Source organism: Leclercia sp. W6 (assembly GCF_003336345.1).
GTDB lineage: Bacteria > Pseudomonadota > Gammaproteobacteria > Enterobacterales > Enterobacteriaceae > Enterobacter.
Genome location: NZ_CP031104.1, coordinates 4,150,143 through 4,168,860, shown reverse-complemented (window position 1 = coordinate 4,168,860; position 18,718 = coordinate 4,150,143). Strand labels below are relative to the sequence as shown.

General features: G+C 55.0%; 19 protein-coding genes. 14 read left to right on the top strand and 5 right to left on the bottom strand.

What is annotated here, in order from left to right; genetic code table 11:
• Nucleotides 1–3: 3 nt before the first annotated feature.
• From mreD to csrD, 4 genes are all read right to left on the bottom strand, one after another.
• Nucleotides 4–492, bottom strand: coding sequence for a rod shape-determining protein MreD (mreD, locus tag DVA43_RS20455; RefSeq protein WP_103177230.1), 489 nt, complete (start codon nucleotides 490–492; stop codon nucleotides 4–6).
• Nucleotides 492–1,508 carry a rod shape-determining protein MreC gene (mreC, locus tag DVA43_RS20450; RefSeq protein WP_103177231.1) on the bottom strand — a complete coding sequence of 339 codons (1,017 nt, stop codon included), beginning with the start codon at nucleotides 1,506–1,508 and terminating at the stop codon, nucleotides 492–494. The genes mreD and mreC overlap by 1 nt, the downstream gene beginning before the upstream one ends.
• Before the next feature lie 62 nt (nucleotides 1,509–1,570).
• Entirely contained in the window at nucleotides 1,571–2,614 is a 1,044-nt protein-coding gene (mreB, locus tag DVA43_RS20445; RefSeq protein ID WP_000913396.1) for a rod shape-determining protein MreB, read from the bottom strand.
• A 280-nt stretch (nucleotides 2,615–2,894) separates the two neighbouring features.
• Complete coding sequence (gene csrD / locus DVA43_RS20435; RefSeq protein WP_114316565.1) at nucleotides 2,895–4,835, bottom strand: RNase E specificity factor CsrD; 1,941 nt, start codon at nucleotides 4,833–4,835, stop codon at nucleotides 2,895–2,897.
• A gap of 183 nt (nucleotides 4,836–5,018) precedes the next feature.
• Between csrD and DVA43_RS20430 the strand changes: the two genes are divergently transcribed.
• The 14 genes from DVA43_RS20430 (at nucleotide 5,019) to DVA43_RS20360 (ending at nucleotide 17,951) form a co-directional block, all read left to right on the top strand.
• On the top strand, nucleotides 5,019–5,993 hold the full coding sequence (locus DVA43_RS20430; protein ID WP_114316564.1) for an MDR family oxidoreductase: 975 nt from the start codon (nucleotides 5,019–5,021) through the stop codon (nucleotides 5,991–5,993).
• A 77-nt stretch (nucleotides 5,994–6,070) separates the two neighbouring features.
• The gene (gene msrP, locus DVA43_RS20425) at nucleotides 6,071–7,072 is read left to right on the top strand and encodes a protein-methionine-sulfoxide reductase catalytic subunit MsrP (protein WP_103824965.1); all 1,002 of its coding nucleotides are present in this window, start codon (nucleotides 6,071–6,073) and stop codon (nucleotides 7,070–7,072) included.
• Nucleotides 7,073–7,672, top strand: a complete 600-nt coding sequence (msrQ, locus tag DVA43_RS20420) for a protein-methionine-sulfoxide reductase heme-binding subunit MsrQ (protein WP_114316563.1) — start codon at nucleotides 7,073–7,075, stop codon at nucleotides 7,670–7,672. It begins immediately after the preceding gene.
• A 233-nt stretch (nucleotides 7,673–7,905) separates the two neighbouring features.
• Entirely contained in the window at nucleotides 7,906–8,358 is a 453-nt protein-coding gene (gene aroQ / locus DVA43_RS20415) for a type II 3-dehydroquinate dehydratase (protein ID WP_114316562.1), read from the top strand.
• Between the two features lie 22 nt (nucleotides 8,359–8,380).
• Complete coding sequence (gene accB, locus DVA43_RS20405; protein ID WP_103824968.1) at nucleotides 8,381–8,851, top strand: acetyl-CoA carboxylase biotin carboxyl carrier protein; 471 nt, start codon at nucleotides 8,381–8,383, stop codon at nucleotides 8,849–8,851.
• 10 nt (nucleotides 8,852–8,861) lie between these two features.
• Complete coding sequence (gene accC, locus DVA43_RS20400) at nucleotides 8,862–10,211, top strand: acetyl-CoA carboxylase biotin carboxylase subunit (protein ID WP_114316561.1); 1,350 nt, start codon at nucleotides 8,862–8,864, stop codon at nucleotides 10,209–10,211.
• A 109-nt stretch (nucleotides 10,212–10,320) separates the two neighbouring features.
• Nucleotides 10,321–10,566 carry a YhdT family protein gene (locus tag DVA43_RS20395; protein ID WP_103177239.1) on the top strand — a complete coding sequence of 82 codons (246 nt, stop codon included), beginning with the start codon at nucleotides 10,321–10,323 and terminating at the stop codon, nucleotides 10,564–10,566.
• The gene (gene panF / locus DVA43_RS20390; protein ID WP_114316560.1) at nucleotides 10,556–12,007 is read left to right on the top strand and encodes a sodium/pantothenate symporter; all 1,452 of its coding nucleotides are present in this window, start codon (nucleotides 10,556–10,558) and stop codon (nucleotides 12,005–12,007) included. The genes DVA43_RS20395 and panF overlap by 11 nt, the downstream gene beginning before the upstream one ends.
• A gap of 11 nt (nucleotides 12,008–12,018) precedes the next feature.
• Nucleotides 12,019–12,900, top strand: coding sequence for a 50S ribosomal protein L11 methyltransferase (prmA, locus tag DVA43_RS20385; protein ID WP_114316559.1), 882 nt, complete (start codon nucleotides 12,019–12,021; stop codon nucleotides 12,898–12,900).
• A gap of 120 nt (nucleotides 12,901–13,020) precedes the next feature.
• Nucleotides 13,021–13,761 (top strand): carbonic anhydrase, encoded by a 741-nt coding sequence (locus tag DVA43_RS20380; RefSeq protein ID WP_103824973.1) that lies wholly within the window; start codon nucleotides 13,021–13,023, stop codon nucleotides 13,759–13,761.
• Nucleotides 13,762–14,091: 330 nt separating this feature from the next.
• Nucleotides 14,092–15,057 carry a tRNA dihydrouridine synthase DusB gene (gene dusB / locus DVA43_RS20375; protein ID WP_039030651.1) on the top strand — a complete coding sequence of 322 codons (966 nt, stop codon included), beginning with the start codon at nucleotides 14,092–14,094 and terminating at the stop codon, nucleotides 15,055–15,057.
• 23 nt (nucleotides 15,058–15,080) lie between these two features.
• A complete protein-coding gene (gene fis, locus DVA43_RS20370; protein WP_000462905.1) occupies nucleotides 15,081–15,377 on the top strand; it encodes a DNA-binding transcriptional regulator Fis in 297 nt (98 codons plus the stop codon).
• A 200-nt stretch (nucleotides 15,378–15,577) separates the two neighbouring features.
• Nucleotides 15,578–15,742, top strand: coding sequence for a DUF2556 family protein (locus DVA43_RS20365; protein WP_039030652.1), 165 nt, complete (start codon nucleotides 15,578–15,580; stop codon nucleotides 15,740–15,742).
• A 127-nt stretch (nucleotides 15,743–15,869) separates the two neighbouring features.
• The gene (locus DVA43_RS20360; RefSeq protein WP_114316558.1) at nucleotides 15,870–17,951 is read left to right on the top strand and encodes a bifunctional diguanylate cyclase/phosphodiesterase; all 2,082 of its coding nucleotides are present in this window, start codon (nucleotides 15,870–15,872) and stop codon (nucleotides 17,949–17,951) included.
• Nucleotides 17,952–17,961: 10 nt separating this feature from the next.
• On the opposite strand, the gene envR is transcribed toward DVA43_RS20360, so the two are convergent.
• The gene (envR, locus tag DVA43_RS20355; RefSeq protein WP_103824976.1) at nucleotides 17,962–18,600 is read right to left on the bottom strand and encodes an acrEF/envCD operon transcriptional regulator; all 639 of its coding nucleotides are present in this window, start codon (nucleotides 18,598–18,600) and stop codon (nucleotides 17,962–17,964) included.
• Nucleotides 18,601–18,718 lie beyond the last annotated feature (118 nt).

Below are 18,718 nucleotides of genomic sequence, written 5' to 3'. Positions count from 1 at the left end.
CTTTTATTGCACGGCAAATTGCTGGCGGACCTTACGCATCAACAGGAATAACCATGGCCAGAGCACACCGTTTACTACACTACTCCAGAACACTTCCGGACGGAAAGAGACGTTGATCACTAAAAACTCTGCCCAGAAAACAATGATATCCGCGGCCATGGATAACAACATCACCACCAGCGCCTGTTGCCAGAGCGCCAGATTACGAAAGAGCTGATATTTCAGTGCGACCAGGTATGCGATGATACTCATGGAAAGTGCGCGTACGCCAAGCGTCGAGCCACTGATCAGATCCAGTATGGCACCCATCACAAAACCTGTGCCCACATTTACGCGGTGCGGCAGAGCGAGGATCCAGTAGAGCAAAATCAGCAGCACCCAGTTTGGCCGGAAAACGAGAATGTCGTCCGGCCAGGGCATGACTTGCAGCAACAGCGCGATCAAAAACGAGAGCCAGATAACCCAGCGTCCCTGGCTACGGTAGCTTGCCACTATTGCCCTCCCGGAGAGAGTTGCGGTGGCGGCGGCGCATCAGGCGGTGGCTGGGTCAGCCCTGTCGCTGGCGCAGGGACTGGTGCCGGCGGCCCCATGGAGTTTGGCGCAGGCAGAACCTGCGGCATCATCTGCATCAGACGCTCGTTTGCCACGCGGTGCACCTCTTCCGGCGTCATGGGGTTGCTACCGTTACGATCGGCGCCCCACAACAGCAGCAGATAGCGCAGACGCTGCAAGCCCGCGGTAGGACGTGCCTGAATCACGGTATACGCGCGCTGAGTATCCAGCTTCACGGAGGAGACCACCCCAACCGGGTACCCTTCCGGGAAACGCCCGCCGAGACCGGAGGTCACCAGCACGTCACCCACACGAATATCGGTATTCGCCGGCAGATGTTCCAGTTGCAGATCGTCCGTACAGCCGTTACCGGCGGCAATCACGCGGATGTCGTTACGCAGAACCTGGATCGGCAGCGCATGGGTCGCATCGCAAATCAGCAATACGCGGCTGGTAAGCTTGGCAACAGCCACCACCTGGCCGACGACGCCTTTATCGCTGATAACAGGCTGGCCTTCGTAGACGCCATTAACGCTGCCTTTATCGATGACCACCTGATCGCTATACGGATCGTTAACGGTGGAGATCACCTGAGTCACCATCTTCTGCTCATCCTGACGCAACGGAGAGCCCAGCAGCTCGCGCAGACGGGCATTCTCCTGCTTGTACTGGCCCAGCATCAGCAGTTCGCTGTTTTTCAGCAGCAGTTCCTGTCGTAACGCGCGGTTTTCAAGTTCGAGTTGATCGCGTGAGGACAGGGTTTGCGAGACGCTGTCGAGTAATTCACGGGGACCATTTGATACAAAATAGAAAGGACTGACGGCGGTATCCATGTACGTTCTGATCTGGCTGAACGTACCGAGGCGGCTATCGGCAATAATGACACCAAGCGCTACCAACACCCCAAGGATGAGGCGAAACTGTAGCGACGGGCCACGGCTAAAAATTGGCTTCATAGGCTATGCGTACTCTCGCGTCAGAGAGAAAGGGTAGCCATCCGCTACCCTTTCACACCTGACTACTCTTCGCTGAACAAGTCGCCGCCGTGCATGTCGATCATCTCCAGCGCCTTGCCGCCGCCACGGGCTACGCAAGTCAGTGGATCTTCTGCAACTACGACAGGAATTCCTGTCTCTTCCATCAACAGGCGGTCGAGGTTACGCAGCAGCGCACCACCACCGGTCAGAACCATACCGCGCTCGGAGATATCGGAAGCCAGTTCCGGCGGGCACTGCTCGAGGGCAACCATGACAGCGCTGACGATACCGGTTAACGGCTCCTGCAGCGCTTCGAGGATTTCATTGGAATTCAGGGTAAAGCCACGCGGAACCCCTTCTGCCAGGTTACGGCCGCGAACTTCGATCTCGCGAACTTCATCACCCGGATAAGCAGAACCGATTTCGTGCTTGATACGCTCTGCGGTGGCTTCACCGATCAGAGAGCCGTAGTTACGGCGAACGTAGTTGATGATGGCTTCGTCAAAGCGGTCGCCACCGATACGTACGGAGGAGGAGTAAACCACACCATTCAGGGAGATAACGGCCACTTCAGTGGTACCGCCACCGATATCCACCACCATGGAACCGGTTGCTTCGGAAACCGGCAGACCCGCGCCGATTGCCGCAGCCATGGGTTCTTCAATCAGGAAGACTTCACGCGCACCAGCGCCCTGAGCGGATTCACGAATAGCACGACGTTCAACCTGGGTCGCGCCAACCGGCACACACACCAGAACACGTGGACTCGGACGCATAAAGCTGTTGCTATGCACTTGCTTGATAAAGTGCTGAAGCATTTTCTCGGTCACGAAGAAGTCAGCGATAACGCCGTCTTTCATCGGACGAATGGCAGCGATATTACCCGGCGTACGGCCAAGCATCTGCTTAGCGTCATGGCCTACAGCCGCTACGCTTTTCGGTGAACCAGCACGATCCTGACGAATGGCCACAACTGAAGGCTCATTCAGTACGATGCCTTGTCCTTTTACATAAATGAGGGTATTCGCGGTACCCAGGTCAATGGACAGGTCATTGGAAAACATGCCACGAAATTTTTTCAACATACTAAGGGATAATCCTGAAAGCTGGGGCGGAAAACAAAATCCGCTTACTTTACCAACCACACGCAGCAGCGACAAGGCGCAAAAATCGCCTGCTACGGTGAAAATTAGTGCAGCACGTTTCCTTTGTTACAAATCGTCGCCTGACTCCCTCAGGGCTGAGAAAACAGCAGTATTCCTCACGTACATTTGTAACCCGTTAAAGGTCGTTCACTGTCTTTTTGCTCGTCATACATCACGCTACAGGCGCGATATTCTACGTGAAAACTCACCAAACGGCAGGTTAAACAGAGTATCTTTGCGAATATTTTTTCACATTGCTGTCAAGAGGCTGAGAGGCCGCGAAAAAATCCCCCTGGCCCCCTGTCACGCCGCGCTCTGTCAATGTCTGCCATTCCGTTCGCGAGCGTACACCTGTAGCAAATACACGCGTTTGCGTTCCTTTGCACGCTTCCACCAGGCTCTGTACCAGCAGCTGGTTTTCTGTGCGCTTTTCGATATTCCTTACCAGCCCCGGATGCAGCTTCAGTAGCTCTACCTCCAGCGCCTTGATCCAGCTGGTGCTGACCAGCGTTAAACCCGCCTGCGTCACCGCGACGCGCGGACCCAACGCGTTAATCAGCCGAACAACCGGCTGTAACCGACTGATGTGTTGACAAACATCCGCCTCTGCAAGTTCAAAAATAATCCGTTTACGCTGCGATTTTTCACATTGCATCAGCAGATCGCGCAGCCAGCGCTGGAAACGCGGGCGGATCAGCGACTCCACCGTCACCTGCAGCGCCAGGTTCTCTTCAGGCCAGTAGGATAAGAATGGCATCAATCGCGATATCTGCTGACGGTCGTACTCTTCAGAGAGGCCAAACTGCAGGACCATCGGCAGGAACTCCGCCGATACCACCTCTTCATTGCCGTCGAAGAGCCGGCAGAGCAGCTCCCGATGATGGACCTTGCCACTGGTCAGCACTGCCGGTTTTTGATAAATCCGCGGCCCGCCGCGGGTAAGCATCTGCTCGATTAAGGTTCGCCAGCGCACGTTGCCGCGCCCTTTTTCGGGCAGAGAGTCATCATAAACCGCCCAGCCGTTCGCCCCTTGCAACACCGCATTACGGGTGGCAGCCTCGGCATGTTCCATCACCTGCTCGGTAGACTGCCCGCCGCGCCAGGCGCAAATGCCGATATGCACCATATCATCACGATCGAGCATTTTGCTGGGGGGCAGCGCATCCACCGATTTCAACAGCAGCCCGGCAATGCTTTCAGACTCTTTCAGGGTGCGGTGCGGCAGCAATACGGCGTAATCACTGCGGTGATAGCGTGCCAGCAGCGCGCCGGGGTAACGCATGATAAAAGTGGAGAGCATATTAATGAGCGTAAACTGCTGCTCCTCCGCCACTGCCCGGCCCCAGTTATCTTTCAGCAGATCGAAGTCCGGCAGACGGATAATCATCACCACCCCATGTGTGCCCACGTTCTCCTGATCTTCCAGCAAAGTGCCCAGCTGATTATCAAAGAACAGACGATTATTGAGGCCGGTTTTATTGTCCTGGGCGGCATAGGATCGGATCAGAGTGTCTATCCGGCTGCGCTGGTCACTGGCGAACTGAATTTCGGACAGCAAAACGTCCAGCGCGCTGCTGGTACGTGAGGGCCACTCATAGACCGAGCCGCGCACCTGCGCACCGCGTTCACCGTTGAGGATCCGCGTGGAACGCGACTCCAGTAACTCTTGTCCCGCGAGCTGACGCCGCAGCCAGCGCACGGCCAGGAAGATCAGCACCACGATGAAAATCACCGCTACCGTCAGCGGGGCGGTGGTCATCAATGAACGAAAATAACTGGTCATGGGGTCCAGATAGACCAGGCTTATCGTTATACCGGGGTTTTTCAGGGAGTGGACGGTGAGTTCGAGCAGCTGTGGAGGTGAACCCGCCTGCCGGTAATGCGTATGCCCGGTGTGGCTTAAAAGGAGGTTGCCGCCCTGCTTAATCTCCACCCGCATGATATCCACCGGAGCCATCAGCTCATCCAGCTGACGGGAAAGTTCTGGAAAGGGAGTGCTGACAAGGCGGGAATCAATCACTGCCGCCACAGAGTGGACGCGGTTCGCCAGCTTCCCCTGAATCGCATTATAAAAACTGAGAGAGCAGCCGATAAAGGTGACAAAAATGGTCAATCCGGTAAGCAAGGAGATAAAAGCGGAGAACTTCGTCGATAATCGCATCCTTGAGATTACTCCGTGAGTTGGTGAGGATAGCAAGTAAGTACTAACTTGCAATACGGCATCGGCATACTACCAAATCCGGTGTATCTGGCAATTTATTGCGTTAAATCGGCATTGCATGTCAATGAGCGAGTATAGTCTTCAAAAAATTTTTTCCAATCATCATGCTGAGTAAGGAATCGTATGCAGGCTTTGATCTTAGAACAGCAGGAAGGCAAAACTCTTGCGTCAGTACAATCAATCGAGGAGAGCCGCCTGCCTGAAGGGGCCGTGACTGTAGATATCGACTGGTCCAGCCTTAACTATAAAGACGCCCTCGCCATTACGGGCACTGGAAAAATCATTCGTAATTTCCCAATGGTTCCAGGTATTGACTTTGCGGGACGTGTGCACTCAAGCGAAGACCCACGTTTTCATGCCGGCCAGCAGGTGCTGCTGACCGGCTGGGGCGTGGGCGAGAACCACTGGGGCGGGCTGGCGGCGCAGGCGCGTGTCAATGGCGACTGGCTGGTGCCAATGCCACAAGGGCTGGATGGCCGGAAAGCGATGATTATCGGTACCGCCGGTTTTACCGCCATGCTCTGCGTGATGGCGCTGGAAGAGGCCGGTGTGCGTCCTGAATCGGGTGAAGTGGTAGTAACGGGCGCCAGCGGCGGCGTCGGCAGTACGGCGGTTGCCCTGCTGCATAAGCTGGGCTATCAGGTGGCGGCGGTGTCCGGCCGTGAAAGCACCCATGACTATCTGCGTTCCCTGGGCGCGAGCCGCATTCTGGGCCGCGACGAGTTCGCTGAGACCCGCCCGCTGGAGAAACAGATCTGGGCCGGAGCCATTGATACCGTGGGCGACAAAGTACTGGCGAAAGTGCTGGCGCAGATGAATTACGGCGGCTGCGTGGCGGCGTGCGGCCTGGCGGGCGGTTTTGCCCTGCCGACCACGGTGATGCCGTTTATTCTGCGCAACGTCCGTCTGCAGGGTGTCGATTCCGTGATGACCCCGCCAGAGCGCCGTGCCCAGGCCTGGGAGCGACTGGTTCGCGATCTGCCGGCCGCCTTCTATGATCAAAGCGCCACCCAGATTAGCCTTGAACAGGCGCCAGAGTATGCCGCGAAGATCATCAATAACCAGATCCAGGGCCGTACCCTGGTGAAGCTGGCGTAATCTTCAAATTTTCGTGACATATTCGCTTTAACCCCGCTCCTCCGTCATGCTTAGAAAAATGCATGACGGAGGATGCCATGAAAGTGAAACCCCTGACGGAAGCCGATATCACCGCGGAATCCGTTTTTATGCTCAAGCGCCGCCAGATCCTGAAGATGCTGGGGATCGGCGCTGGTGCGCTGACCCTTTCGCCCCTCGCCCAGGCCGACCTGCTGGACTGGTTCAAAGGCAACGATCGCCCAAAAGCGCCACCCGGAAAACCGCTCACCTTTACCCAGCCTGCCCAGTGGCAAAGCCAGCTTGCGAAGACGCCTGAAGAGAAAGTGACGGGCTATAACAACTTCTATGAGTTTGGCCTCGATAAAGCCGATCCTGCCGCCAACGCCGGCAGCCTGAAGACCAATCCCTGGACGCTGAAAATCGACGGCGAAGTGGCAAAACCGCTGACCCTTGATTACGACGACCTGACTAACCGTTTTCCGCTGGAAGAGCGAATTTACCGGATGCGCTGCGTTGAGGCCTGGTCGATGGTGGTGCCGTGGATAGGTTTTCCGCTGCATAAACTGCTGGCGCTGGTAGAGCCCACCAGCAACGCGAAGTATGTCGCTTTCCAGACCCTTTACGCCCCAGAGATCATGCCCGGGCAGAAAGACCGGTTTATCGGCGGCGGACTCGATTACCCTTACGTGGAAGGGCTGCGCATTGACGAGGCCATGCACCCGCTGACGCTGCTTACCGTCGGCGTGTACGGTAAAGCCCTGCCGCCGCAAAATGGCGCCCCCATCCGCCTGACCGTGCCGTGGAAGTATGGCTTTAAGGGGATCAAATCGATTGTCAGCATCAAGCTGACCCGCGAGCGTCCGCCTACCACCTGGAACCTTGCCGCACCAAACGAGTACGGTTTTTACGCCAACGTGAACCCGCACGTCGATCACCCGCGCTGGTCGCAGGCTACCGAGCGCTTTATAGGCTCAGGCGGCGCGCTGGACGTCAAACGCCAGCCCACGCTGCTGTTTAACGGCTATGCTGACCAGGTGGCCTCGCTCTATCGCGGCCTCGATTTAAAGGAGTTTTTCTAAGTGCGTCTGACGGCAAAACAGATTACCTGGCTGAAAATAGCCCTGCATCTTGCGGGGTTACTTCCTTTTATATGGCTTTTCTGGGCCGCCAGTCATGGCGGGTTTAGCGCCGATCCGGCCAAAGATATCCAGCACTTTACCGGCCGGACCGCGCTGAAGTTTTTACTGGCGACGCTGTTGGTTTCACCGCTGGCGCGCTATGCAAAACAGCCGCTGCTGATCCGCACCCGTCGCCTTCTGGGGCTCTGGTGCTTCGCCTGGGCGACGTTACACCTCACCAGCTATGCGTTACTGGAACTGGGCATCAACAATCTGGCCCTACTGGGGAGCGAACTGGTGACTCGTCCATACCTGACGCTCGGGATCGTCAGCTGGGTGATTTTACTGGCGTTAACCCTCACCTCTACCCAGTTCGCCCAGCGAAAACTGGGAAGGCGCTGGCAACTTCTGCATAATTTCGTTTATCTTGTCGCGATCCTGGCACCCATCCACTACCTTTGGTCAGTGAAAATTCTCTCGCCACAGCCCATCCTCTACGCACTTCTGGCAGTGGGGCTTCTGGCATGGCGTTATAAGAAGTTTCGCCAATGGTGGCGATAGTGCACGAAAACGTGCCTGTTGCCGCAGATCGTTTAACCTTCCCGGGTATTTATCCGAATCCTGTTGATAATCTTCCCTGATAAGACCAGTATTTAGCTGCCAAATGCTACGAAATCGTTATAATGTGCCACTTTGGTTTTCCCGACGGGTTTTTCATGGCCTGAAAGGGTGACAATCGCGCATCGAAGGTATATTTTGTTTTTTACCGGAGAATCGCAGGAGATAGCGGCACAATGGCTGACAAGTTTCACATCTTAGTTTTGAACGGACCGAACCTGAATATGCTCGGCACCCGTGAACCCGAGAAGTACGGCACGCTGACGCTCACCGATATTGTTAATCGTCTGTGTAGCGAAGCCGCGGCGCTCAATGTGGAACTTGACCATTTTCAGTCGAATGCGGAGTACGCACTCATCGACCGCATTCATCAGGCTAAAGACGAGACTGACTATATCCTGATCAATCCGGCCGCGTTTACGCACACCAGTGTTGCTATTCGCGACGCGCTGCTGGCAGTGAGCATCCCATTTATTGAGATCCACCTCAGCAACGTGCATGCGCGGGAGCCGTTCCGCCACCACTCCTACCTGTCGGATATCGCCACTGGCGTCATCTGTGGACTGGGGGCTGACGGTTATTCATTCGCTTTACAGACAGCGGTAAAACGCCTGTCACAATCACACTAAACAAAGAGTACGGAACCCACTCATGGATATTCGTAAGATTAAAAAACTGATCGAGCTGGTTGAAGAATCAGGCATCTCCGAACTGGAAATTTCTGAAGGCGAAGAGTCTGTACGCATCAGCCGTGCAGCGCCAAACGCAGGCTTCCCGGTTATGCAACAGGCTTATGCTGCGCCAATGATGCAGCAGCCAGCGCTGTCTAACGCTGTCGCGCCAGCAGCGGCTCCAGCAATGGAAGCGCCAGCAGCAGCTGAAATCAGTGGCCACATCGTACGTTCCCCAATGGTTGGTACTTTCTACCGCACCCCGAGCCCGGACGCGAAAGCGTTCATCGAAGTGGGCCAGAAAGTTAACGTGGGCGATACCCTGTGCATCGTTGAAGCCATGAAAATGATGAACCAGATCGAAGCAGACAAGTCAGGTACTGTGAAAGCGATTCTGGTCGAAAGTGGTCAGCCGGTTGAATTTGACGAGCCGCTGGTCGTCATCGAGTAACGAGGCGAACATGCTGGATAAAATTGTTATCGCTAACCGTGGCGAGATTGCCCTGCGCATCCTTCGTGCCTGTAAAGAGCTGGGCATCAAGACCGTCGCTGTGCACTCAAGCGCGGACCGCGATCTGAAACACGTATTACTGGCGGATGAGACGGTCTGTATTGGCCCGGCTCCGTCCGTCAAAAGCTATCTGAACATCCCGGCAATCATCAGCGCCGCTGAGATCACCGGCGCGGTGGCGATCCACCCGGGTTATGGCTTCCTCTCTGAGAACGCCAACTTTGCTGAGCAGGTTGAACGCTCTGGCTTTATCTTCATCGGCCCGAAAGCTGACACCATCCGCCTGATGGGCGATAAAGTGTCTGCGATCACCGCAATGAAGAAAGCGGGCGTACCGACCGTACCAGGTTCCGACGGCCCACTGGGCGACGATATGGATGCTAACCGCGCCCATGCGAAACGCATTGGCTACCCGGTTATCATCAAAGCGTCTGGCGGCGGCGGCGGTCGCGGTATGCGCGTTGTGCGCAGCGATGCCGAACTGGCCCAGTCTATCTCCATGACCAAAGCGGAAGCGAAAGCCGCGTTCAACAACGACATGGTCTACATGGAGAAGTATCTGGAAAACCCACGCCACATCGAAATTCAGGTGCTGGCAGACGGTCAGGGTAACGCAATCTATCTGGCAGAACGTGACTGCTCCATGCAGCGTCGTCACCAGAAAGTGGTCGAAGAGGCACCAGCACCAGGCATCACGCCGGAACTGCGTCGCTACATCGGCGAGCGTTGCGCCAAAGCCTGTGTGGATATCGGCTATCGCGGGGCGGGTACTTTCGAGTTCCTGTTCGAAAACGGCGAGTTCTACTTCATCGAGATGAACACCCGTATTCAGGTTGAACACCCGGTTACCGAAATGATCACCGGCGTTGACCTGATCAAAGAGCAGCTGCGTATCGCTGCGGGCCAGCCGCTCTCCATCAAGCAGGAAGAAGTTGTGGTTAAAGGCCATGCGGTGGAATGCCGTATCAACGCCGAAGACCCGAACACCTTCCTGCCAAGCCCGGGTAAAATCACGCGTTTCCACGCGCCGGGTGGCTTTGGTGTGCGCTGGGAGTCTCATATCTACGCCGGTTACACCGTACCGCCGTACTATGACTCAATGATCGGCAAGCTGATCTGCTACGGCGAATCCCGTGATGTGGCGATTGCCCGCATGAAGAATGCCCTGCAGGAGCTGATCATCGACGGCATCAAAACCAACGTTGATCTGCAGATGCGTATCATGAGCGACGAGAACTTCCAGCATGGTGGAACCAACATCCACTATCTGGAGAAGAAGCTCGGTCTCAATGAGAAATAAGCCTGCGTAAGCGTAAAAAGGTCGGTTAATCCGGCCTTTTTTTATTTCTGGGGATCGCCAGGCCCCATAAGGTACAATCCCCGCTTTCTTTTTCCACAAGGGACAAAAAATGGACAAACGTTTTGTTCAGGCCCATAAAGAAGCGCGCTGGGCGCTGTGGTTAACCCTTCTCTATCTCGCGGCATGGTTAGTGGCCGCTTACTTACCTGGCTCTGCAATCGGGATCACCGGACTGCCCCACTGGTTTGAGATGGCCTGCCTGCTCATCCCGCTGGTGTTTATTCTGCTCTGCTGGGCGATGGTGAAATTCATCTATCGCGATATTCCGCTGGAGGATGACGATAATGCAGCTTGAAGTGATCCTGCCCCTCGTCGCGTATCTTTTTATCGTTTTTGGCCTCTCTGTTTACGCCATGCGCAAACGGACAACGGGCACATTCCTGAACGAGTATTTTCTTGGCAGCCGCTCGATGGGCGGTATTGTGCTGGCGATGACCCTGACCGCCACCTACATCAGCGCCAGCTCTTTTATTGGCGGCCCGGGTGCGGCCTATAAATATGGGCTGGGCTGGGTATTACTGGCGATGATCCAGCTCCCCGCCATCTGGCTCTCGCTGGGCATTCTGGGGAAGAAATTCGCTATCCTGGCGCGTCGCTATAATGCCGTTACCCTCAATGACATGCTCTTTGCCCGCTACCAGAGCCGCCTGCTGGTCTGGCTGGCCAGCCTGAGCCTGCTGGTGGCCTTCGTGGGGGCTATGACCGTGCAGTTTATCGGCGGCGCGCGCCTGCTTGAAACCGCAGCCGGTATTCCCTATGAAACGGGCCTGCTGATTTTTGGGGTCAGTATTGCGCTCTATACCGCCTTTGGCGGCTTCCGCGCCAGCGTGCTCAATGACACGCTGCAGGGCATGGTGATGCTGGTCGGCACCCTTGTGCTGCTGGTGGGCGTGGTGCATGCCGCGGGCGGGTTAAGCCACGCGGTGGAGACATTGCAGGCCATCGATCCGAAACTGGTTTCGCCGCAGGGTGCGGACGACATTCTGTCGCCAACCTTTATGACCTCCTTCTGGGTGCTGGTCTGCTTCGGGGTGATTGGTTTACCCCATACCGCCGTGCGCTGCATCTCCTATAAAGACAGCAAGGCGGTACACCGCGGGATTGTCATCGGCACTGTCGTGGTGGCGATCCTGATGTTCGGTATGCACCTTGCGGGCGCGCTGGGCCGGGCGGTAATACCTGACTTAACCGTGCCGGATCTGGTGATCCCTACCCTGATGGTGAAAGTGCTGCCGCCGTTTGCTGCCGGGATCTTCCTCGCCGCGCCAATGGCGGCGATCATGTCGACAATTAACGCCCAGTTGCTGCAAAGTTCCGCTACGATCATTAAAGATCTCTACCTGAATATTCATCCTGAGCAGATGAACAACGAGCGCCGCCTGAAGCGGATGTCTGCTGCCATCACCCTGGTGCTGGGTGCGTTGCTGCTGTTGGCCGCGTGGCGACCGCCGGAGATGATCATCTGGCTCAACCTGCTGGCGTTCGGCGGGCTGGAGGCGGTATTCCTCTGGCCGCTGGTGCTTGGCCTCTACTGGGAGCGCGCCAATGCAGCCGGTGCGCTGAGCGCGATGATTGTCGGTGGCGTGCTCTATGCCGTGCTCGCCACCTTTAAGATTCAGTACCTGGGCTTCCATCCGATCGTGCCTTCGTTACTGCTAAGTTTGCTGGCGTTTGTGGTAGGGAGCCGTTTCGGTCAACCCGCCCCACAGAGCGTCGTCATTTCTACTGATAAATAAAGAGCTTTGCCATGCCGTGGATCCAATTAAAACTGAATACGACCGGCGCTAACGCCGAAGAGATGAGCGATGCGCTGATGGAGGCCGGAGCGGTCTCCATCACCTTCCAGGACACGCATGACACGCCAGTGTTTGAACCGCTGCCGGGTGAAACGCGTCTGTGGGGCGATACCGACGTCATCGGCCTGTTTGACGCCGAAACTGATATGGCTGAAGTGGTTGCGATTCTGGAAAATCACCCGCTACTGGGCACCGGTTTTGCGCACAAGATTGAACAGCTGGAGGACAAAGACTGGGAGCGCGAATGGATGGATAACTTCCACCCGATGCAGTTCGGCAAGCGTCTGTGGATCTGCCCGAGCTGGCGCGACGTGCCGGATGAAAATGCGGTAAACGTGATGCTCGATCCGGGCCTGGCGTTTGGTACCGGTACTCACCCGACCACCTCTCTGTGCCTGCAGTGGCTGGATAGCCTGGATCTGGATGGCAAGACGGTGATCGACTTTGGCTGCGGTTCCGGGATCCTCGCCATCGCGGCCCTGAAGCTGGGTGCGGCAAAAGCGATTGGGATCGATATCGATCCGCAGGCGATTCAGGCCAGTCGCGATAACGCCGAACGCAACGGTGTCTCCGATCGTCTTGAACTTTATCTGCCGAATGACCAGCCGCAAGCCATGAAAGCGGACGTGGTGGTCGCGAACATTCTGGCTGGCCCGTTACGTGAGCTGGCACCGTTAATCAGCGTGCTGCCCGTTGAGGGCGGTCTGCTGGGCCTTTCCGGTATTCTTGCCAGCCAGGCAGAAAGCGTATGCGAAGCCTACGCCGATCTTTTCGCTCTTGACCCGGTGGTTGAGAAAGAGGAGTGGTGCCGTATTACGGGTTGTAAGAAGTAATCCTGCCGCGTGGCCGTTCAGGCCACGCAGTTTTTACCGCGTTTACAAGCGCTTAGCCTCGTAATAATATCCCTTTGAAGTATATGTCTTATTTTACATACAATTCATCGGAAGAATATTATGACCAGACGTATTGGCAAGGCCGCGCTACTGACACTGAGTATCATGTCCGCTTCAGGATACGCTTCACACTGGAGTTACGAAGGGGAAGGCGCCCCCGAGCACTGGGGCGAGCTGGATGAAGCCTGGAAGACTTGCCGGACCGGGATGAATCAATCCCCCATCAATATTGACTCAACGCTGAAAGCCCACCTCAACCCGCTGGTCACTCACTATACGGACGGCCCGGCCACGTTGATTAACAACGGCCATACCATTCAGGCAGGCGAAAAAATCAATACCCAGGACAGCATTACCCTCGACGGTAAAAAGTGGATGCTACAGCAGTTCCACTTCCATGCCCCCAGTGAAAACACTGTGCAGGGCAAAACATACGCGATGGAAATGCATCTGGTACACAAGAATGACGAAGGTGAGATCGCCGTCGTCGCCGTGATGTTTGAGCAAGGGGCCGCCAATCCGCAACTGGAAAAACTGTGGCGCGCCATGCCTGCGCAGCCGGAAGAGTCGACCGCCATAACAGAACATCTGGATCTGGACCATCTGCTGCCAGCGGATAAAACCTACTGGCGTTTTAGCGGTTCACTGACCACCCCGCCCTGCTCTGAAGGCGTGACCTGGATAGTCATGAAGCATCCCCTGACGCTCTCGGCCACACAGCTGGAAAAATTCCGTCATACGCTGCACCACAATAATAACCGCCCGGTACAGTCGCTCCATGGTCGTATTGTGGTTGAATAATGCACAATCCCGGTCCTGACATGATGTTCTAAAATGCGACGTAGATCGCAAAGAACAGGGGAAATCTGCTGTTAAAAACAGCAGATTATCTCGCCGGGAGGTTTCATTCATTAAGAATAAACGAGAAGTTTTGGGAAATTGTAAGCGGTCATAAAAACAGCATAATTCACTAAATGCATGATTTAAATAAATTATATTTACACAGCAATAGCTGTGCCTGTGATTCCATGATCTGCAACAGGGGATTGTTCAAAGTTTGGCCTTTCATCTCGTGCAAAAAATGCGTAAGATACGCCGCCTTGCAGTCACAGTATGGTCATTTCTTAACTCATGCGCATCGGAAACCACCAGCTCAGAAATCGCCTGATCGCAGCACCTATGGCAGGTATTACCGACCGACCATTCAGGACGCTGTGCTATGAGATGGGAGCAGGATTAACCGTTTCAGAGATGATGTCGTCTAACCCGCAGGTTTGGGAAAGCGATAAATCCCGTCTTCGGATGGTGCACATTGACGAACCAGGTATCCGCACCGTGCAAATCGCCGGGAGCGTGCCTGAAGAGATGGCAGATGCCGCGCGTATCAACGTGGAAAGTGGCGCCCAGATTATTGATATCAATATGGGATGCCCGGCCAAAAAGGTGAATCGCAAGCTTGCAGGTTCAGCCCTTCTGCAATACCCCGATCAGGTGAAGTCAATCCTGACCGCGGTTGTCAGCGCAGTGGACGTTCCTGTTACGTTAAAGATTCGCACGGGTTGGTCGCCGGATCACCGTAACTGTGTAGAGATTGCCCAACTGGCCGAAGACTGTGGCATTCAGGCCCTGACCATACATGGACGCACCCGCGCCTGTTTGTTCAACGGTGAAGCTGAATACGACAGCATTCGGGCTGTTAAGCAGAAAGTTTCCATTCCGATTATCGCGAATGGCGACATTACTGACCCGCTTAAAGCCAGAGCTGTGCTCGACTATACAGGGGCTGATGCTCTGATGATAGGACGTGCAGCTCAGGGAAGACCCTGGATCTTTCGGGAAATCCAGCATTATCTGGACACTGGGGAGTTGCTTGCCCCGCTGCCGCTGGCAGAGGTTAAGCACTTGCTATGCGCACATATTCGGGAACTGCACGACTTTTATGGTCAGGCTAAAGGGTACCGAATTGCGCGTAAACACGTATCCTGGTATCTCCAGGAACACGCTCCGGATGACCAGTTTCGGCGCACATTCAACGCCATAGAGGATGCCAGCGAACAGCTGGAGGCGTTGGAGGCATACTTCGAAAATCTTGCGTAATGAAATAAAGAGCTGACAGAACTATGTTCGAACAACGCGTAAATTCTGACGTACTGACCGTTTCCACCGTTAACTCTCAGGACCAGGTAACTCAAAAGCCCCTGCGTGACTCGGTTAAACAGGCACTGAAGAACTATTTTGCTCAACTGAATGGTCAGGACGTTAACGACCTGTATGAGCTGGTACTGGCTGAAGTTGAACAGCCCCTGTTGGACATGGTGATGCAATACACCCGCGGTAACCAGACCCGTGCTGCTCTGATGATGGGCATCAACCGTGGTACGCTGCGTAAGAAACTGAAAAAATACGGCATGAACTAATTTCGATTAGCTAAATGCTTGTTTAAAAAGGCGCGAACCGGCATGGGGAAGCGCCTTTTTTTATGCCCGGCCTTCCCTCGTTTTTTAACGCTTCTCACACCATTATCCCCCGAAACGTAAACATCTCTCAGCCCACTTCTCAGCCGCTATTTTTCGTGTATATTTCCTGCACTCTTGTCAATTGTCCCCGGAAATTCCGAATGATCCGTAAGTATTGGTGGTTAGTCGTCTTCGCGATTAGCGTTTTCCTTTTCGATGCGCTGTTAATGCAGTGGATTGAGTTGATGTCTACGGAAACGGACCAATGCCGCAACATGAATTCGGTTAATCCGCTTAAGCTGGTTAATTGCTCGGATCTGGATTAAACGCCTGCTTTTCCTCGAAAAATGTGCGGTTTTAAAAACCTTTGAGGCATCTCTGTTGGATGATAATGTCTCAGCCCGTCTCACCCGGTATCACGTAATACCCCACTGCGTATGAGTTGATGAGATCATGCTGGTTAGCCAATACGACCAACTTCTTGTGGTTATCTCCTTTGTTGTCGCCATTCTTGCATCCTATACCGCGCTGAATATGGCAGGGCGGGTTGCCGGCAGTACCGGCGTCGCGGCACATATCTGGCTGACGGGCGGGGGGATCGCCATGGGTATCGGGATATGGGCCATGCATTTTATCGGCATGCTGGCGATGGATATCTCCATGCGGATGAACTACGACCTGCCCAAAACAGGTCTTTCCATGCTGATCGCCATTGGCGCCTCGCTGTTTGTCCTCTGGCTGGTGAGCCGCGATCATTTACGCAAACGTCGCTTGTTTACCGGCGCGGTGATCCTGGGGACAGGTATCGTGGCGATGCACTACACCGGCATGAAAGCCCTGCAGGTAGCGCCCGCTATCGTCTGGGATATGCGCTGGGTTGCGCTGTCGGTGGTTATCGCCCTCCTCGCCTCGCTGGCCGCCCTGTGGCTGACGTTCCGTTTACGGCGGGATGCCGCCCAGGTCGCGCTGATGCGTGCGGGCGCTGCGGTGCTGATGGGCATCGCGATTGCCGGCATGCACTACACCGGCATGAAAGCGGCCCAGTTTCCGCTTCAGGTGCATATGCATCATCAGGGGGTGAACGGCAGCTGGCTGGCAGTGCTGGTGAGCGTTGTAGCCCTCTCTATTCTGGGTATTACGCTGCTGGTTTCTATGTTTGATGCCCGGCTGCAGGCCCGCACCTCCCTTCTCGCTTCATCGCTGGCGGAAGCCAACCGCGAGCTGGCCCAGCTGGCGCTGCACGATACGCTGACCCGCTTGCCGAACCGCGTGCTGCTGGAAGATCGTCTCGAGCAGGCGATCAACAAAGCCGATCGCGAAGGCAAGCTGTTTGCCCTGCTGTTTATGGATCTGGATGGCTTCAAAGCAGTTAACGATGCCTACGGCCATGATACGGGCGATAAGCTATTGGTTGCCGTGACTGAGCGTCTGGAACAGCCCCTGAAGGGCCAGTACACCCTCGCCCGTATTGGTGGCGACGAGTTTGTGCTGCTGGCCGAGATCGACTCCCCAAACGATGCCGCATCGCTCGCCAGCTCGCTGGTGCACGTTATCGATCAGCCTTTCAGCCTTGAGCTGTACGATGTGGTCGTGACCCTTAGCGTAGGCATCGCTATTTATCCCCATGACGGCAAAAACCAGCGCGAACTGATGTTTAACGCCGACGCGGCGATGTATCACACCAAGCACATGGGGCGTAACGGCTATCACTTCTTCCAGCCGTCGATGAATACCCTGGCGCAAAATCAGCTACAGCTAATGAACGATCTGTGGCTGGCGCTGGAGCGCAAGGAGCTGCATCTGGTCTATCAGCCTAAGTTCCAGGCGCCGATGGGCCCCATTGTCGGCTTTGAAGCCCTGCTGCGCTGGCAACATCCTGTCCAGGGCTTGTTATCTCCCGACCAGTTCCTGCCGCTGGCAGAAAAAAGCGGGCTAATTATTCCTATCGGCAACTGGGTAATTGATGAAGCGTGCCGCCAGCTGCGCGTATGGCATCTTGACGGCCATACTGAATGGTCGATGGCGGTGAACCTCTCTACGCTGCAGTTTGAACAGCCCCAGCTGGTTGAGACGGTGATGGGCAGCCTGGCGCGACACCGTATTCCGCCGCATACCCTGATTCTGGAAGTGACCGAAACCACGGCCATGAATAACCCCGATGAGAGCGTCCGGGTGCTGACTGAATTGACTCAGGCCGGGGTAAAAGCCTCGATCGATGATTTTGGCACCGGCTATTCCAGCCTGCTGTACCTGAAAAAGTTGCCCGCCTGCGAACTGAAAATTGATCGGGCGTTTGTGAAAGATCTCAACAGCACGGGTGATGATGCAACCATCGTTTCCGCCATTGTTGCACTGGCAAAAACGCTTAACCTGAAAGTGGTTGCCGAAGGGGTGGAAACCGAGGAGCAGCAGACCTTTTTGACCAATCTGGGATGTAATACGCTACAGGGCTATCTGCTGGGTAAACCCGTCACGGCACAAGCTATCAACGCTCTGAGCCGCGATCCGCAGGCCATGCTGACGCAGCAAATCTGACGCGATGCCGCTATGAGGCGGTGTCGTATTCTCTATGGGCTATCGGCAACGTTGAGAGAATATTGTCGACCAGTTCCGGGGCCTGCCGGTAGAGATCCAGGTGTTCCGGGCTCATTAACCAGTTTTTAATCAGCCCGCAAAAAAAGCCATGCAAAACAATTAACGTCGTGTCGATATTGATCTGCGCGGAGATGCTGCCAAGCATAATGCCTCTCTGCAATATTTCACGGACGTTTTCATAATTGAATCCAATCCTTTCGCGAATTTGGGTTTCTGAAATCATATCCTCATCAAATTCACATTTGTGATACAGGATCTGCAATAAAGTCCGCTGGCGCCGATCCTGGGCAATATATTGCAAAGCGGTAACAAACTGCTCACGCAAAATTAATAACGGATCGCTCTCTTCTGCCTGCGACAGCTGACCGCGAATAATCTCGCGCAGCGGGCGTTGCTCCTGCCAGATAGCGTTAAATATTTCGGCTTTACTGGTGAAATGCCAGTAAACGGCTCCCCGTGTCAGGCAGGCAGCATCGGCGATATCCGTCAGCGTCGTGTTGGCGACACCCCGTGTGGCGAACTGCTCTATTGCCGCCTCAATCAATAACTGCCGTGTCTTCTGCGCCTCGGCCTTGGTTTTGCGCGCCATAGAAAATCACTCGTTTAACGGATTGGTTACTTTTATTAAACAACGACACTAATCGTCGGAGCAGGAATTATCTATCAGTCAGGAAAATAAATATGAACAAAAAAAGTTAACTCACCTA

What these genes read in the sequence shown, in the direction of transcription:
- mreC (WP_103177231.1), bottom strand. Translation starts at nt 1,508, where the DNA reads ATGAAGCCAATTTTTAGCCGTGGCCCGTCGCTACAGTTTCGCCTCATC.
- mreB (WP_000913396.1), bottom strand. Translation starts at nt 2,614, where the DNA reads ATGTTGAAAAAATTTCGTGGCATGTTTTCCAATGACCTGTCCATTGAC.
- csrD (WP_114316565.1), bottom strand. Translation starts at nt 4,835, where the DNA reads ATGCGATTATCGACGAAGTTCTCCGCTTTTATCTCCTTGCTTACCGGA.
- DVA43_RS20430 (WP_114316564.1), top strand. Translation starts at nt 5,019, where the DNA reads ATGCAGGCTTTGATCTTAGAACAGCAGGAAGGCAAAACTCTTGCGTCA.
- msrP (WP_103824965.1), top strand. Translation starts at nt 6,071, where the DNA reads ATGAAAGTGAAACCCCTGACGGAAGCCGATATCACCGCGGAATCCGTT.
- aroQ (WP_114316562.1), top strand. Translation starts at nt 7,906, where the DNA reads ATGGCTGACAAGTTTCACATCTTAGTTTTGAACGGACCGAACCTGAAT.
- accB (WP_103824968.1), top strand. Translation starts at nt 8,381, where the DNA reads ATGGATATTCGTAAGATTAAAAAACTGATCGAGCTGGTTGAAGAATCA.
- accC (WP_114316561.1), top strand. Translation starts at nt 8,862, where the DNA reads ATGCTGGATAAAATTGTTATCGCTAACCGTGGCGAGATTGCCCTGCGC.
- DVA43_RS20395 (WP_103177239.1), top strand. Translation starts at nt 10,321, where the DNA reads ATGGACAAACGTTTTGTTCAGGCCCATAAAGAAGCGCGCTGGGCGCTG.
- panF (WP_114316560.1), top strand. Translation starts at nt 10,556, where the DNA reads ATGCAGCTTGAAGTGATCCTGCCCCTCGTCGCGTATCTTTTTATCGTT.
- prmA (WP_114316559.1), top strand. Translation starts at nt 12,019, where the DNA reads ATGCCGTGGATCCAATTAAAACTGAATACGACCGGCGCTAACGCCGAA.
- DVA43_RS20380 (WP_103824973.1), top strand. Translation starts at nt 13,021, where the DNA reads ATGACCAGACGTATTGGCAAGGCCGCGCTACTGACACTGAGTATCATG.
- dusB (WP_039030651.1), top strand. Translation starts at nt 14,092, where the DNA reads ATGCGCATCGGAAACCACCAGCTCAGAAATCGCCTGATCGCAGCACCT.
- fis (WP_000462905.1), top strand. Translation starts at nt 15,081, where the DNA reads ATGTTCGAACAACGCGTAAATTCTGACGTACTGACCGTTTCCACCGTT.
- DVA43_RS20365 (WP_039030652.1), top strand. Translation starts at nt 15,578, where the DNA reads ATGATCCGTAAGTATTGGTGGTTAGTCGTCTTCGCGATTAGCGTTTTC.
- DVA43_RS20360 (WP_114316558.1), top strand. Translation starts at nt 15,870, where the DNA reads ATGCTGGTTAGCCAATACGACCAACTTCTTGTGGTTATCTCCTTTGTT.
- envR (WP_103824976.1), bottom strand. Translation starts at nt 18,600, where the DNA reads ATGGCGCGCAAAACCAAGGCCGAGGCGCAGAAGACACGGCAGTTATTG.